Source organism: Azospirillum sp. 11R-A (genome assembly GCF_049472615.1).
Classification (GTDB): domain Bacteria; phylum Pseudomonadota; class Alphaproteobacteria; order Azospirillales; family Azospirillaceae; genus Azospirillum; species Azospirillum palustre.
Genome location: NZ_JBCEBL010000013.1, coordinates 22,744 through 38,339 on the forward strand (window position 1 = coordinate 22,744; position 15,596 = coordinate 38,339).

A 15,596-nucleotide genomic window follows, 5' to 3' on the forward strand; every position below is an offset into this window, starting at 1 on the left:
CGGCGGTCGGGTGTTTTCAGGAGTGTGGTGGATGTCGATCCAACTGGCCGGACTGTGCTTCACGACGGCGTCCGGCCTGCCGTTCTCCCACGACCATTGGCTGGTGGCCCTGTCCTATGCCGTCGCCGCCTTCGCCTCCTACTCCGCGCTGGACATGGCGGAGCGGATGCACCGGACGGACGGCGCCGCCCGCATGATGTGGCAGGGCTGCGCCGCGGCGGCGCTGGGCGGCGGCATCTGGGCCATGCATTTCATCGGCATGCTGGCGCTGACCATCGATACGCCGATCGCCTACGACCCGGTGAAGACCCTGCTGTCGCTGGTGACCTCGGTCGCCTTCGTCGCCGTCGGCTTCCGCATCATCCAGCGCCGCCGCTCCCCCGCCACCATCGCCCTGGCCGGCGTCATCGTCGGGCTTGGCGTGGCGACGATGCATTATCTCGGCATGGCGGCGATGGTGCTGCCGGCCCGCATCGCCTACGAGCCCACCCTGTGGAGCCTGTCGGTCGCCATCGCTGCCGCCGCGGCCGCCGCGGGGCTGTGGCTGGCGACCCGCATCCACCGCCTGCTGGAACGCACGCTGGCCGCCCTGGTGATGGCGGTGGCCGTCTGCGGCATGCATTACACCGGCATGGCCGCCCTGGTGGTGCAGGTCGATCCCACGCTGATGGCGGCGGACGGCAACCTGGGGGACGGGGTGTCGAGCGGCCCCCTGGCCGCGGTGGTGGCGGTGGCGGCCTTTGGCCTGCTGCTGCTGGCGCTGGTCTCGGCCATGGCCGACCGCAAGGTCTCCGCCGCGTCGGCGCGCGAGGCTGCCGCCCTGCGCATCGCCAACCTGGAGCTGGAGGCGGCCCGCCTGCAATTGGAGGCGAACCAGCGCGAGATCATCCGCCGCCTGTGCAGCGCCGGTGAATTCCGCGACAACGAGACCGGCCAGCATGTCGCGCGCATGGCACAGATCTCCCATCAGCTGGCACTCGCCGCCGGCTGCACCGCCAACTATGCCGCGCAGGTGCTGGAGGCGGCCCCCCTGCACGACATCGGCAAGATCGGCGTCCCCGACCAGGTGCTGCTGAAGGCCGGCCGGCTTGAGCCTGAGGAATGGGTGATCATGCGCCGGCACGCCAGCATCGGGCAGCGGCTGCTGGCCGGCAGCGGGCTGCCCCTGCTCGACCTCGCCGCCGAGATCGCCGGGACGCATCACGAGAAATGGGACGGCACCGGCTATCCCGCCGGCCTGCGCGGCACCGAGATCCCGCTGTCCGGCCGCATCGTCGCCATCGCCGACGTGTTCGACGCCCTGCTGTCCGCCCGCCCCTACAAGGAGGCCTGGCCGCTGGAGAAAGTCGTCAGCTTCATGCGGGAGCAGGCCGGCCACCACTTCGATCCCGAACTGGTGACGGTGTTCCTCGACAAGCTCGACCTCATGGTGGCGATCCGCGGGCGCTTCGTCGACGAGGAGCACAGCGCGCCGCTGCTGGCGGAAGCCGGCGCGGCCGAATAAGGCGCCGTCGCGGTATCGGCCGGGGACACAATGCCGTCGGCTTCCTGCTGCCGTCACCGATCGGCAATGTGCCGGGCAGCGTCGGGCTGGTGGCGCTCATCAACCACGCCCAGGTGCCCACGTCCAGTTGCGGGAGTACCGGTGAGGGAAGAAGATGAGGCACAAACGAAAAGGGCCTAGCCGCTGGCGCGACTAAGCCCTTGAATTCATGGCGGACCCGACGAGATTCGAACTCATGACCTCTGCCTTCGGAGGGCAGCGCTCTATCCAGCTGAGCTACGGGTCCATCGCTGGTGGAGGCGCAACATAGCCCAAGCCATTCGGGGACGCAAACACAAAAATCACAGTTTTTTCGACGGCTTGCAGACATCCCCATCCGCCCCTCGACCGCTGCCTTCGGAGGGCAGCGCTCCTGCCGATCCGGAGCGATGGAAACGTTTCCATTCTTCACGAAACCGTTTTCACGGCGTCATGCGATTGCAACACACCGCCGCCACTCTGCACCCGCGCCGGATCGGCCGGCGCCGGAAACAGCAGCCTGGAACATGGGTGGCGGATGGTGCGGGGCGGGATGCGGGCAAGCGATGGACGGATGGCGGACGGACGCGCGATGGACCGCGTGGCGACGATCCGCGACGTGGCGGCGCGCGCCGGGGTGTCCATCGCCACCGTGTCGCGCGTCCTCAACGGCAGCGGCAACGCCACGCCGGAAACCATGGAGAAGGTCCGCGCCGCCGCCTCCGACCTGTCCTTCCGCCCCAGCACCATCGGCCGCAACCTGAAGGCGGCGCGCACCCGCACCGTCGGCGTGCTGGTGCCGTCGCTGACCAATCCCGTCTTCGCCGAAAGCGTCGCCGGCATCCAGGACGCGGCGGCGGAAGCCGGCTACAGCGTGCTGATCGCCTCCACCGACTACGATCCGGGGCGGGAGGTGCGCGCCATCGAGGGGCTGCTGTCCAACCGGGTCGAGGGGTTGGTGCTGACCGTCGCCGATGCCGACCGCAGCGGGTCGCTCGACACGCTGGACGAGGTGCGGCTGCCCTATGTGCTGGCCTACAACCAGCCGGAACGGGTGCCGCGCGCCCATGTGTCGGTCGACAATGTCGCGGCCGCCCGCGCGGTGGTGGAGCGGATGGCGGCACTCGGCCACCGGCGCATCGGCATGATCGCCGGGCGCTTCCGCCAGTCAGACCGCTCGCGCCGGCGCCATGCCGGCTGGCTGGCGGCGCTCGACGATGCCGGGCTGCCGCCGGGGCCGGTGGTTGAGGTCGATTTCAACGAGCTGCGGCTGGCCCACCGGCTGGCCCCCTTTCTGGAAGGACCGGAGCGGCCGACGGCCTTCTTCGCTTCCAACGACATGCTGGCCCTCGCCACCATCCGGGCGCTGCGCGACCTCGGCCTGTCGGTGCCGGACGACGTGTCGGTCTGCGGCTTCGACGGCATCGAGGTCGGACGGCTGATGGCCCCCAGCCTCGCCACCCTGGTGCAGCCGGCCCGCGCCATGGGCGCCACCGCCTTCGAATGCCTGCGCACCGGCTTTTCCGGCGAATTGCAGGGCCGCGCCGTGATGCTGCCCTTCACCCTGCGGCCGGGCGAATCGCTCGGGCCGGCGCCATCGAAAACGACTTAAGCGCTTTCCGAACGGAGACACACGCAATCATGATGAAGCCGCTCCTTCTCGGCGCTGCCGCGCTGGCCGCCGCCCTGACCACCGTGGTGACGCCCGCAGCAGCGGCGGAGCCGACCGCCATCTGCTACAACTGCCCGCCGGAATGGGCGGACTGGGCGTCGCAGCTGAAGGCGATCAAGGCCGATCTCGGCATCGCCGTGCCGTTCGACAACAAGAACTCAGGTCAGGCGATGGCCGCCATGCTGGCGGAAAAGGACAAGCCGGTGGCCGACGTCGCCTATCTCGGCGGGCCGGTCGGCATCCAGGCCAAGGCCGCCGGGGTCGTCACCCCCTACAAGCCGGCGGGCTGGACCGACATCCCCGACGGGATGAAGGACGCCGACGGCAACTGGTTCGCCATCCACAGCGGCACGCTGGGCTTCTTCGTCAACAGCGAGGCGCTGGGCGGCAAGCCGGTGCCGCAGAGTTGGGCCGACCTGCTGAAGCCCGATTATTCCGGCATGGTCGGCTATCTCGACCCGACCAGCGCCGCCGTCGGCTATGTCGGCGCGGTGGCGGTCAATCTGGCGCTGGGCGGCGATTACGGCAGCTTCGACAAGGCGGTCGGCTGGTTCAAGGACTTGCAGAAGAACCAGCCCATCGTGCCGAAGCAGACCTCCTACGCCCGCGTGCTGTCGGGCGAGATTCCGATCCTGATCGACTACGATTTCAACGCCTACCGCGCCAAATACACCGACAAGGCGCCGGTCGCCTTCGTCATCCCGACGGAAGGCACGGTGTCGGTCCCCTATGTGATGGCGCTGGTCAAGAACGGCCCGAACCCGGAGAACGGGAAGAAGGTGCTGGACTATGTGCTGTCCGACAAGGGCCAGACCCTGTGGGCCAACGCCTTCATGCGCCCGGTGCGGGCGGAAGCCATGTCCGCGGAAACCGCGGCCAAGTTCCTGCCGGCCGCCGACTATGCCCGCGCCCGTCCGGTCGATCTGGTGCGCATGGCCGAGGCGCAGAAGGGCTTCATGGACCGCTATCAGGCGGAGGTGAAGTGAGCGCCTGCGTGCAGGACGCCCCCCTTCCCCACCGGCCGGCGGCCCGTCCGCCGGTCCGGTCGGGGTGGGCGGGGGAGCCGCTGCGGTTGGCGGCCCTGCTGGCGCCGGCGGCGGCGGTGTTCGCCGCCTTCTTCCTGCTGCCGCTGGTCCGGCTGATCCTGATCGGCGCCGGCGGGGCGGCGGGATGGTCGGCCTATCTGACCACGCTGGCCGATCCCGGCCATCTCGACAGCCTGGTCTCCACGCTGGCGCTGTCGGCCGGGGTGACTTTGGTCACGCTGGCGGTCTCGACCGTCGCCGGGCTGTTCCTGGTGCGCAACCGCTTTCCCGGCCATGCCCTGCTGGTGGCGCTGATGACCTTTCCGTTGGCCTTTCCCGGCGTGGTCATCGGCTTCATGGTCATCATGCTGGCCGGGAGGCAGGGGCTGATCGGCACCGTCACCCAGGCGCTGGGGGCGGGCAAGCTGGTCTTCGCCTATTCGATGGCCGGCCTGTTCCTCGGCTACGTCTATTTCTCGATCCCGCGCGTCATCCTGACGGTGATGGCGGCGGCGGAGAAGCTCGACCCGCGGCTGGAGGAGGCGGCGCGCTCGCTGGGCGCATCCTCCTGGCGCGTGGTGGCCGACGTGATCCTGCCAGCGCTGAAACCGGCGCTGATCTCGGCCGGCGCGCTGTGCTTCGCCACCTCGATGGGCGCGTTCGGCACCGCCTTCACGCTTGCCACACGGATCAATGTGCTGCCGATGACGATCTACACCGAATTCACGCTCCAGGCGAACATCGCCGCGGCGGCGGCGCTCAGCGTCCTGCTCGGCCTCATCACCTGGGCGGCGCTGGCGGTGGCGCGCAGCGTCGCCGGCACCTCCGTCGCGGCGGCGGGGTGAGGGCGATGCACAGTCTTTCCAACCGCCGCGGCTGGGGGTTCTGGCTGCAACTGGGCTTCACCCTGCTGGTCTGCGCCCTGCTGACCGTGCCGATGGCGATGTCGATGCTGGCCGGGCTGACCGCCAACTACTTCGTCGGCCTGAAGAGCGGCCTGACCCTGCGCTGGGTGGACGAGGTTCTGCGGGTCTATTCCGGCACGATCCTGCTGTCCTTGCAGATCGCCTTCGCCTGTCTGGCCTGCACGCTGGTCCTGGGCGTTCCGGCGGCCTATGCGCTGGCACGGCGCCCCGGCCGGATCGCCCGGCTGGTGGAGGAGATGCTGATGATGCCGGTCGCCATCCCCGGCCTCGCCACCGCGCTGGCGCTGATCGTCACCTATGGCGGCGTGGGCGACCTGCGCAGCAGTTGGCTGTTCATCCTGATCGGCCATGTGCTGTTCACCCTGCCCTTCATGGTGCGCGCCGTGCTGGCGGTGATGGGCTCCATCGACCTGACGACGCTGGAGGAGGGGGCGGCCAGCCTGGGCGCCGGCTTCCTGCGCCGCTTCGCCACGGTGGTGCTGCCCAACTGCCGCTCCGGCATCCTGGCCGGGTCGCTGATGGTGCTGACCCTGTCGGTCGGCGAGTTCAACCTGACCTGGCTGCTGCACACGCCGCTGACCAAGACGCTGCCGGTCGGGCTGGCCGACAGCTATGCCTCGCTGCGGATCGAGATCGGCAGCGCCTACACCCTCGTCTTCTTCCTGATGATTGTGCCGAGCCTGATCCTGATGCAGGGTCTGTCCAGGCGCGGCCGTCCGTCCGTTTGAGGTCTTTTCCAATATGCCAGACAGCGTGATGCAGAACAGCTTCCACCTCGACGCCGTGCCGATCCGCCTGGAGCGCTGCGGCAAGACCTTCGCCGGCGGCGCCCGCGCGCTGGAGCCGCTGGACCTGACCATCCGCGGCGGCGAGACCGTCGTCTTCCTGGGTCCGAGCGGCTGCGGCAAGACCACGACGCTGCGCATCATCGCCGGGCTGGAGAGCCCCGATCCGGGGGGCCGCGTGCTGTTCGGCGAGGAGGACGTGACCGCGCTCCCCATCGAGCGGCGCAATGTCGGCATGGTGTTCCAGAGCTACGCCCTGTTCCCCAACATGACGGTGGCGGAGAATGTCGCCTACGGTCTGAAGGTGCGCAAAGTTGCCCGCGCAGACCGCGGGCGCCGGGTCGAGGAGATGCTGGAGCTGATGCATCTTGGCGAGTTCGCCGGGCGGCGGATCGACCAGCTGTCGGGCGGGCAGCGCCAGCGGGTGGCGCTGGCCCGCGCCCTGGTGGTGCGGCCGCGCGTGCTGCTGCTGGACGAGCCGCTGACGGCGCTCGATGCCAAGCTGCGCGACAGTCTGCGGCTGGAGATCGACCGGCTGCTGCGCGGGCTGGGCATCACCGCCGTCTATGTCACCCACGACCAGGGCGAGGCGATGGCGCTGGGCGACCGCATCGTCGTGATGGCCAAGGGACGGGTGGCGCAGGTGGGCACGCCGCGCGAGATCTATTACCAGCCGGCGGACGGCTTCGTCGCCGACTTCATCGGCACGATGAACCGGCTGGGCGGCATGTCACGCGGCGGCACGCTGTCCATCGGGTCGGCGACGCTGCCCTGGAGCGGGCCGGAGGGCGCGGTGGAACTGCTGGTCCGGCCGGAGGATCTGGCGCTGGCCGGCGAGGCCGACGGGCATCTGGGCGGCACCGTCGCCGCCGCGGTGTTCCTGGGCGACCGCACCCGGCTGGTGGTGGAGCCGGCGGACGGGCCGGCGCTGACGGTGGACGCCGCCGGGCGCAGCGAGCTGGGCCGCGGCGACCGGGTCTGGCTGCGCGTCGATCCGGCGCGGGTGCTGGCGGTTCCGTAACGCCCCCGAACGAACACTCAAGCCCCCCAAGAGGCTCCCCATGATCATCGTCCAGATCACCGACACCCACATCAAGCCGCCCGGCCGCCTCGCCTACCGGCGCGTCGACACAGCCCCGTTCCTGGAGCGCGCCGTCGCCGCCGTCCTTGCGCTGACGCCGCGCCCCGACGTCATCCTCGCCACCGGCGACCTCGTCGATGCCGGCGATGCCGAGGAGTATGAGCGGCTGCTCGGCCTGCTGCGGCCGCTCGACATCCCGCTGTTCGCGGTGCCCGGCAACCATGACGAGCGTGCCGGTCTCGCCAAAGCCTTCCCCGATCTGGCGGCGCGGGTGGGCGGCAGCCCGTTCTTCCACTACACGGTGGAGGAGTGGCCGGTGCGCCTGATCGCCATGGACACCGTCCTGCCGGGATCCGGCGCCGGCGAGGTCTGCGCCGAGCGGCTCGGCTGGCTCGACGCGCGGCTGGCCGAACAGCCGGACCGGCCGACCATAATCTTCCAGCACCACCCGCCCTTCGACACCGGCATCGGCCATATGGACCGGCTGGGGCTGAGCGGGGCGGCGGACATGGCCGCGGTGGTCCGCCGCCATCCGCAGGTTGAGCGGGTGCTGTGCGGCCATCTGCACCGGCCGATCCAGGTGCGCTGGGCCGGCACCATCGCCTCGACCGCCCCCTCCACCGCGCATCAGGTGGCGCTCGACCTGCGCGACAACGCGCCGTCGGCCTTCGTGATGGAGCCGCCGGGCTATCAGATCCACATGTGGCGCGCCGACACCGGGGTGGTCAGCCACACCGCAATGATCGGCGACTATGACGGCCCCTATCCCTTCTTCAAGGACGGAAAGCTGATCGACTAGCCCCTATTGCCAGCCCCTATTGATTGATTTGGGCCTTTCCGTCCATTGTCACGCGCCTGTCATCGGTATCGCGTAAGACAAGGCTCCCGATCCAACGGAGACGACAGAGATGAAGGCGTTTCTCGCCACCTTCGCCACGGTCCTGACGCTGGCGCTCGGTCATGGCGCCCTGGCTGAAAGTGCCACCGGCAAGCTGGTGCTCTACACCTCGCAGCTGGAGCCGGACGCCCGTCAGACGGTGGAGGCCTTCAAGGCGAAGAACCCCGGCGTCGAGGTGGAGTGGATCCGCAACGGCACCACCGAGCTGATGAACAAGCTGCGTGCCGAGTTCACCGCCGGAGCGCCGCAGCCGGACCTGCTGCTGATCGCCGATGCGGTGACGATGGAATCGCTGAAGGCGGAGAAGCGGCTGCAACCCTACCAGGGCGCTCCGGTCGCCGGCTTCCGCCCCGGCACGCACGATGCGCAGGGCTATTGGTTCGGCACCAAGCTGATCACCACCGGCATCGTCTACAACACCGCCGCAGCGATGAAGCCGACCTCCTGGCAGGATCTGCTGAAGCCGGAGGCCAAGGGCACCACGGTGATGCCGAGCCCGCTCTATTCCGGTGCCGCCGCCATCCACATGGCGTCGATCAAGGCGCAGCCGGCGCTGGGCATGGCCTATTACGAGGCGTTGCAGCGCAATGCCGTCACCGCGGCCAAGGGCAATGGCGGCATCCTGAAGGACGTGGCCGGCGGGGCGAAGCTCTACGGCATGATCGTCGATTACCTGCCGATCCGCGAGCATCTGAAGGGCGCACCCGTCGCCTTCGTCTTCCCCAAGGAGGGCGTCAGCGCGGTCAGCGAGCCGGTGGCGATCCTCAGCACCGCAAAGAATCCGGCGGCGGCGAAGGCCTTCATCGACTTCCTGCTGAGCCGCGAAGGGCAGGAGCTGGCCTCCGCCCAGGGCTTCCTGCCGGCGCTGCCGGGGGTGAACCCGCCGCCGGGCTTCCCCGACCCGGCCGGCATCACCCTGCTGCCCTACGACCCCGCCAAGGCACTGGCCGAGGACGAGGCCAACAAGCGCGCCTTCGCCGACCTGTTCGGCGGGTGAGTGGGTTGATGAGAAATATCCCTCTCCCGCCCCGGGAGAGGGAAGGGGCCCATGCGCAGCATGGGAAGGGTGAGGGGGAGCGCAAGAAACCCTGCGCTTCCGATTCCTTGGATCACCCCTCACCCTCCCCACGCCTTTGGCGCGGGTCCCCTCCCTCTCCCGGGGCGGGAGAGGGCTTTTTCCTGCTCGTCGGGCTGCTGGTGCTGCTGCCGGTGCTGCGCCTGCTGTGGGAGGCCGGCGACGCCACAGTGCTGGGCCGCGCGCTAAACTCTCCCATGACATGGCGGGCCACCACCAACAGCATCGCCATCGCGGCCGGCGCCACGCTGGCCGCGGCGCTGATCGGCGGCCCCTTCGCCCTGCTGATTGGGCTGACCAACCTGCGCGCCCGCACGGCGATGAGCTTCGCCCTGATCCTGCCGCTGATGATCCCGCCGCAGATCGTGGCGATGGCCTGGACCCATCTTGCCGGCTCCGGCAGCCCGATCCTGAAGCCGCTGGGGCTGGCTCCCCCGGTCGGCACGGCGAATCCGGTGCAGTCGTCCGCCGGCATGATGCTGGTGATGGGGATCGAGCATGCGCCGCTGGTCTTCCTCGCCCTGCGCGCGGCCCTGCGCGCCATCCCCGGCGACGTGCTGGAGGCGGCGCGGGCATCGGGCGCCGGGCCGTGGCGGGCGGTGCGCGGCGTGGTGCTGCCGCTCTGCCTGCCGGGGCTGGTCGCCGGGCTCGCCATGGCCTTCGTCGCGGCGCTGGGGAATTTCGGGGTTCCGGCGCTGCTCGGCGTGCCGGCCGGCATACCGATGCTGCCGACGCTGATCTACCGCCGGCTGGCCGGCTTCGGGCCGTCGGCGCTGCCGGAGGTGGCGGTGCTGGCGGCGTTGATCGGCCTCGTCGCCTGCCTGGGCATCGCCCTCCAGACCATCCTCCAGGCGCGCATCGCCAGCCGCCTGCCCGGCGGCGCCCGGCCGCTGGCCGATCTGCCGCTCGGGGCGGCCCGCGCGCCGGTGGAGTGGCTCGCCTGGGGCGTTCTGGCGCTGCTCGTCGCCGCACCGCTGACGGCGCTGCTGGCGACCAGCCTCGTCAGCGTCTATGGCCTGCCCATCGGCCTCGATACGCTGACGCTGGCCCATTACCGCGAGGTGCTGGCGCTCGATCAGGTCGGGCGGGCCTTCGCCAATTCGCTGTTGCTGTCGGGATCGGCGGCGGCGCTGCTGGCATTGCTGGCGGTGCCGCTGGCCCATGCGATGGCGCTGTCCGGCGGCGGCGGGCGGATCGCGCGGGCGGTCGGCGTGCTGGTGGAGCTGCCGCATGCCGTGCCGGGGGTGGTGCTGGGCATCGGCTGCATCCTGCTGTTCCTGAAACCGCTGCCGGGGCTGGGCGTCAGCCTGTACGGCACGCTGTGGATCATCCTGGCGGCCTATCTGGTCCGCTTCCTGCCGCTGGCGCTGCGGCCGGTGCAGGCGGCCTGCGCCGCACTCGACCCGACGGTGGAGGAAGCCGCCCGCGCGCTGGGCGCCGGGCCGCTGCGGCGGCTGGTGACGGTGGTGGCGCCGCTGGTCGCCCCGGCGGCGGCGGCCGGCGGCCTGCTGGTCTTCCTGACCGCCTTCAACGAGCTGACCGTCTCCATCCTGCTGTGGTCGCAGGGGCGCGAGACGCTGGGCGTCGTCGTCTATGCGCTGGAGGAAGGCGGCAGCCCGACGCTGGGCGCCGCGCTGGGCGTCATCGCCATCCTGGTGGTGCTGGCCGCGATGCTCGCCGCCGGCAGGTTCGGCCGCCGCCTGCCGCCGGGCGTGGTGCCCTGGCGGAGTTGAGGGGGCGGAGTTAGGGCCGGAGTTGGAGATCCATCAGGCCGGCAGTCCCGCCGCCTTGCGCACCGCCTCCAGCACGCTCAGCACGTCGCGCGCCTGCTCGGCGGCCACCGGCGGCGGAGCGCCGTCGAGGATGGCGGCGGCCACGCCACGATAGAAGGCAGGGTAGTCGCCGCGCAGCGTCTCCACCCGGCGTTCCGTCCCGTCGGCCCGGACCAGCAGGGCGTGATTCTCGGGATCGTCCAGGCCCCAGCCGGCTTCGGTCGGCAGACGGCCGGCGCGGAGCGCCGCCTCCTGCCCGTCGATGCCGTGCTTGAGGAAGCTGCCGCCGTCGCCATGCAGCTGGAAGCGCGGCCCCGGCCGGCAGACCACCGTTCCGCAATGCAGGATCGCCCGCATCGGCCCATAGCCCAGCACGATGTGGAACCAGTCGTCGACCTCAGCGTCCGGCCGCTGGGCGCCGACATCGGCGAGGATGCGGTCGGGCATGCCGAACAGGGTCACCGCCTGATCGATCAGGTGGGCGCCGAGGTCGAACAGCACGCCCGAGCCGGGCAGCATCCGTTCGCGCCAGCCCTGCTTGATCTGCGGGCGGAAGCGGTCGTAATGCGCCTCGTAGTGATAGGGGCGGCCGACCTCGCCCGCCTCCAGGCAGGCGCGCAGGGTCAGGAAGTCGTTGTCCCAGCGCCGGTTGTGGAAGACGGTCAGCAGCCGGCCTTGCCGCCTGGCAAGGTCGATCAGTTCGCCAGCCTCCGCCGCGGTGGTCGCCATCGGCTTGTCGATCACCACATGCTTGCCGGCCAGCAGCGCCTCGCGGGCCAGGGGAGCATGGCTGGTGTTGGGGGTGGCGATCACCACGAGGTCGATGGCGGGATCGGCGATCACCGCCTCGGCCGTCGTCACCTGCGCCCCGGGCACGGAGCGGCGGATGTCGTCGGTGCGCGAGCTGGCGACCGCCGTCAGGCGCAGGCGCGGTTCGCTCTGGATCAGCGGGGCGTGGAACACCGACCCGGCAAGGCCGAAGCCGAGCAGACCGACCGACAGGCTCTTCATCGTCTCAAGATCCTCTTTTGCTCTATCGCCCGGCATGTCACCGCCCCGATGACGCGGCGAGGCGCCATGGGCGGGGCGCGCGCTCCAGACCTTCCCGAAACCGGTTCAGCCTTGCCTCAAGCTGGCCAGCACGGCAGCAAGGTTATTGATACCCCAATGCTCCGCATAGCGGCCATCCTCCAACCGCACGATGTCGATCACGTCGATGCTGACCTGCCTCCCCGTCGCTTCGACGCCGAGAAGCGGGCCGACATGGGTCCCCGAGATTGTCTTCCGCGTCGTAACCTTGTCGCCTTCTCCGACCTGATCGTGGATCGTGACTGTCAGCCCCGCCAGCGCCGGGCGGAGGACGTTCTGGAAGGTGTTCCACATGTTCTCGGCGCCTGCGGGAGCGCCGGCGGGCGCAGACCTATTGACGAAGCCCGGAGCCATCAACTTCTCGAAAACAGCCCGGTCACCGCCCGCGATGACTTCCTCGTTGAAGCGCCGAACCACCGTTTTCGCATCCTGGATCGACATACTGCCTCCCTTCATCCGGAGCCTGATATATGGCTATCCCGTCCAATCCGCCAGGAGCAAGGAAAGCCGTGTTTTAAACAGGAAAATCGGCCCTCCGGAGGAGATTCGCGCGCCCGCTCCAGCCTCGGTCTGTAACAGCCACGTAACAACGCAGGCACCGGGAAAGCGCCGCGTTACCAAATTGTCCGCCCCGCCCATCATCGGCAGCGTACAGTGACCGCCAAGCGAACGACCGTCTTGCAACGGTCCAACAGCACCGCGTCACGGGAGGGAACCGACATGCGCGACCTGCATCCGTGTGCGAGGCCGGCCCGAAAGCCGGCCCAAAAGCCGATGAGGCTCGCACCATGACCTTGCAGACCCCATCCTACCGGCCGGCAGCCGGAGAAGAGGCCGCCCCCGGCAGCGCCACCCCGCCCCAGGCGGGCGGGCTGCGCGCGCTGGCGCAGCGGCATCTGTCGAAGCTGGTGGTCGCCCCGTCCTTCGCGGCGATCCTGCTGTTCGTCTACGGCTTCATCGTCTGGACGGTCTATATCAGCTTCACCAACTCCAAGATGCTGCCGTCCTACGAGTTGGTCGGCGCCGACGCCTTCTCCAAGCTGTGGCGGATCGAGCGCTGGTACGTCGCCATCGAGAATCTGCTGATCTTCGGCGGGCTGTTCATCGGCGTCAGCCTGATCGTCGGCATCCTGCTGGCGGTGCTGCTCGACCAGCGCATCCGCGGCGAAGGGGCACTGCGCACCATCTATCTCTACCCGATGGCGCTCAGCTTCATCGTCACCGGCACCGCCTGGAAATGGATCCTCAACCCCGGCATCGGCATCCAGCAGTTCGTCCGCGACCTGGGCTTTCCCGGCTTCACCTTCGACTGGATCGTCCAGCAGGACACCGCTGTCTACACGCTGGTGATCGCCGCGGTCTGGCAAAGCTCCGGCTTCGTCATGGCGCTGTTCCTGGCGGCGCTGCGCGGCGTCGATCAGGAGATCATCAAGGCCGCCTATCTCGACGGCGCCAGCCTGCCGCGCATCTATTGGGGCATCGTCCTGCCGTCGGTCCGGCCGGTGTTCATGAGCGCCTTCGTCATCCTCGCCCACCTCGCGGTCAAGAGCTACGACCTCGTGGTGGCGTTGACCGGCGGCGGTCCGGGCTATGCGTCCGACCTGCCGGCGACCTTCATGTACGAGATGACCTTTCGCCGCAACCAGATCGCCATCGGGTCGGCCAGCGCGCTGATGATGCTGGCGACCGTGGTGGCGATCATCGTGCCCTACCTCTATTCCGAACTGAAGGGAGGCAAGCGTGTCTAGCCTGACCTCCGCCCTGCCGCCGGCGCAGGGCACCGGCGCCCGCATCGCCCGCTGGGGCCTGTACCTGATCCTCCTGCTGTTCGCGGCCTATTACCTGCTGCCGCTGCTGCTGATGATCGCCACCTCCTTCAAGAGCCCGGAGGAAATCCGCACCGGCTCGCTCCTGTCGCTGCCGCGCGACTTCAGCCTGGATGCCTGGAGCTATGCCTGGAACCGCGCCTGCATTGGCGCCGACTGCCGCGGCATGGCGCCCTATTTCCTCAACTCCCTGGTCATCGTCGGGCCGGCGGTGATCATCTCGACCCTGTTCGGGGCGCTGAACGGCTATGCCCTGACCAAGTGGCGGTTCCGCGGCGCCAACGTCGTCTTCGGCATGATCCTGTTCGGCAGCTTCCTGCCGTCGCAGGTGATCCTGCTGCCGATGGCGCAGACGCTGGGCTTCCTCGGGCTGGCCGGCAGCGCCGGCGGGCTGATCCTGGTCCATGTGGTGTACGGCCTCGCCTTCACCACCCTGTTCTTCCGCAATTACTACGTCAGCATCCCCGACGATCTGGTGAAGGCCGCGACCATCGACGGCGCCGGCTTCTTCCAGATCTTCACCAAGATCATGCTGCCGCTGTCGCTGCCGATCCTGGTGGTGACGATCATCTGGCAGTTCACCCAGATCTGGAACGACTTCCTGTTCGGGGCGTCCTTCGCGGCGGGCGGCGCACAGCCGGTGACGGTCGCGCTGAACAACCTCGTCAACACCACCACCGGCGTGAAGCAGTACAACGTCGACATGGCGGCGGCGATGATCGCCGGCCTGCCCACCCTCGTCGTCTATGTGCTCGCCGGGAAATACTTCATCCGCGGTCTGACCGCCGGCTCCGTCAAGGGGTGATCTTCCGATGGCGACTCTCAGCATCAACAACGTCCGCAAGCAGTATGGCAGCGTCGAGGTCCTGAAGGGCATCGACCTGGACCTGACGGACGGCGAATTCCTCGTCCTGCTCGGTCCGTCCGGCTGCGGGAAATCCACCCTGCTCAACATGATCGCCGGTCTGGAGACGATCAGCGCCGGCGAGATCCGCATCGACCAGCGTGTGGTCAACGAGGTCCATCCCAAGGACCGCGACATCGCCATGGTGTTCCAGTCCTACGCGCTCTACCCCAACATGACGGTGGCGCGGAACATCGGCTTCTCGCTGGAGATGCGCGGCCAGTCGAAGACTGAACGCGACGGCGCCGTCCGCCGCGTCGCCAAGCTGTTGCAGATCGAGCATCTGCTCGACCGCAAGCCGGCGCAGCTGTCGGGCGGCCAGCGCCAGCGCGTCGCCATGGGCCGCGCCCTGGTCCGCGACCCCAAGGTGTTCCTGTTCGACGAGCCGCTGTCCAACCTGGACGCCAAGCTGCGCGTCGACATGCGCACCGAGATCAAGAAGCTGCACCAGCGGCTCGGCACCACCGTGGTCTACGTCACCCACGACCAGATCGAGGCGATGACGCTGGCCAGCCGCATCGCCATCATGAAGGAGGGCGTCGTCCAGCAGTTCGCCCCGCCGCAGGAGGTCTATGAGCGGCCGGCCAACATGTATGTGGCGAGCTTCATCGGCTCCCCCACCATGAATTTCGTGCGCGGCACGCTGTCGGCCGAGGGCGACCGGCTGGGCGTCAGCATCGGGCGCGAGCGCAGCGGCTTCCTGCCGCTGTTCCAGGCGCCGGAGCAGGCCGGCCACTGGTTGGGCCAGGAGGTGATCCTGGGCATCCGTCCAGAGGCCATCACCTGCTACGACCCGGCGATCGCCGCCGGCAACCCGGCGCTGGTGAAGGTCGCCTGCGGCGTCAACGTGCTGGAGCCGACCGGGGCCGACACCATCACCTATGTCGAGCTGAACGGCCATGAGGTGGTCGCCCGCATCAAGCCGAGCGACCGGGTGGCGGAGGGCGAGACCGCCGACTTCATGATCGACATGGCGCGGGCGAACCTGTTCGACCCGAAAACCGAACAGCGGATCTGAGCG

14 protein-coding genes and 1 tRNA gene are annotated in these 15,596 nt (G+C 69.2%); 12 read left to right on the forward strand and 3 right to left on the reverse strand.

All coding sequences use genetic code 11. The annotated features are described in order from the left end of the window. Positions 1–31 precede the first annotated feature (31 nt). Complete coding sequence (locus VH569_RS18285) at positions 32–1,504, forward strand: MHYT domain-containing protein (protein WP_423316800.1); 1,473 nt, start codon at positions 32–34, stop codon at positions 1,502–1,504. A 209-nt stretch (positions 1,505–1,713) separates the two neighbouring features. Here VH569_RS18285 and VH569_RS18290 read toward each other — a convergent pair. Then, positions 1,714–1,790, reverse strand: a tRNA-Arg gene (locus tag VH569_RS18290). Between the two features lie 306 nt (positions 1,791–2,096). Between VH569_RS18290 and VH569_RS18295 the strand changes: the two genes are divergently transcribed. The 8 genes from VH569_RS18295 to VH569_RS18330 all read left to right on the forward strand — a co-directional run bounded on the left by VH569_RS18295 (position 2,097) and on the right by VH569_RS18330 (position 10,717). Continuing rightward, on the forward strand, positions 2,097–3,134 hold the full coding sequence (locus VH569_RS18295) for a LacI family DNA-binding transcriptional regulator (protein ID WP_423316802.1): 1,038 nt from the start codon (positions 2,097–2,099) through the stop codon (positions 3,132–3,134). 29 nt (positions 3,135–3,163) lie between these two features. Next, positions 3,164–4,180 carry an ABC transporter substrate-binding protein gene (locus tag VH569_RS18300; protein WP_423316804.1) on the forward strand — a complete coding sequence of 339 codons (1,017 nt, stop codon included), beginning with the start codon at positions 3,164–3,166 and terminating at the stop codon, positions 4,178–4,180. Next, positions 4,177–5,064, forward strand: coding sequence for an ABC transporter permease (locus VH569_RS18305; RefSeq protein WP_423316805.1), 888 nt, complete (start codon positions 4,177–4,179; stop codon positions 5,062–5,064). Before VH569_RS18300 ends, VH569_RS18305 begins: the two co-directional genes overlap by 4 nt. 5 nt (positions 5,065–5,069) lie before the next feature. Then, positions 5,070–5,873, forward strand: a complete 804-nt coding sequence (locus VH569_RS18310) for an ABC transporter permease (RefSeq protein WP_109491145.1) — start codon at positions 5,070–5,072, stop codon at positions 5,871–5,873. Between the two features lie 28 nt (positions 5,874–5,901). Beyond that, complete coding sequence (locus tag VH569_RS18315; protein WP_423317016.1) at positions 5,902–6,951, forward strand: ABC transporter ATP-binding protein; 1,050 nt, start codon at positions 5,902–5,904, stop codon at positions 6,949–6,951. 40 nt (positions 6,952–6,991) lie between these two features. Further along, positions 6,992–7,810: a phosphodiesterase gene (locus VH569_RS18320; protein WP_423316806.1), complete on the forward strand. Its 819-nt coding sequence runs from the start codon at positions 6,992–6,994 to the stop codon at positions 7,808–7,810. A 109-nt stretch (positions 7,811–7,919) separates the two neighbouring features. Further along, positions 7,920–8,906, forward strand: a complete 987-nt coding sequence (locus tag VH569_RS18325) for an ABC transporter substrate-binding protein (protein WP_423316808.1) — start codon at positions 7,920–7,922, stop codon at positions 8,904–8,906. A 200-nt stretch (positions 8,907–9,106) separates the two neighbouring features. Continuing rightward, positions 9,107–10,717, forward strand: coding sequence for an ABC transporter permease (locus tag VH569_RS18330; RefSeq protein WP_423316810.1), 1,611 nt, complete (start codon positions 9,107–9,109; stop codon positions 10,715–10,717). Between the two features lie 33 nt (positions 10,718–10,750). Here VH569_RS18330 and VH569_RS18335 read toward each other — a convergent pair whose 3' ends face one another. Further along, a complete protein-coding gene (locus VH569_RS18335) occupies positions 10,751–11,767 on the reverse strand; it encodes an oxidoreductase (RefSeq protein ID WP_423316812.1) in 1,017 nt (338 codons plus the stop codon). 105 nt (positions 11,768–11,872) lie between these two features. Beyond that, on the reverse strand, positions 11,873–12,286 hold the full coding sequence (locus VH569_RS18340; RefSeq protein ID WP_423316814.1) for an ester cyclase: 414 nt from the start codon (positions 12,284–12,286) through the stop codon (positions 11,873–11,875). Between the two features lie 347 nt (positions 12,287–12,633). Between VH569_RS18340 and VH569_RS18345 the strand changes: the two genes are divergently transcribed. The 3 genes from VH569_RS18345 to VH569_RS18355 are packed head-to-tail and all read left to right on the forward strand — an operon-like array spanning position 12,634 to position 15,593. Next, a complete protein-coding gene (locus VH569_RS18345; RefSeq protein ID WP_423316816.1) occupies positions 12,634–13,593 on the forward strand; it encodes a carbohydrate ABC transporter permease in 960 nt (319 codons plus the stop codon). Beyond that, positions 13,586–14,476, forward strand: coding sequence for a carbohydrate ABC transporter permease (locus tag VH569_RS18350; RefSeq protein WP_395455169.1), 891 nt, complete (start codon positions 13,586–13,588; stop codon positions 14,474–14,476). The genes VH569_RS18345 and VH569_RS18350 overlap by 8 nt, the downstream gene beginning before the upstream one ends. A gap of 7 nt (positions 14,477–14,483) precedes the next feature. Further along, positions 14,484–15,593 (forward strand): ABC transporter ATP-binding protein, encoded by a 1,110-nt coding sequence (locus VH569_RS18355; RefSeq protein ID WP_423316818.1) that lies wholly within the window; start codon positions 14,484–14,486, stop codon positions 15,591–15,593. The last annotated feature ends 3 nt before the right edge of the window (positions 15,594–15,596 follow it).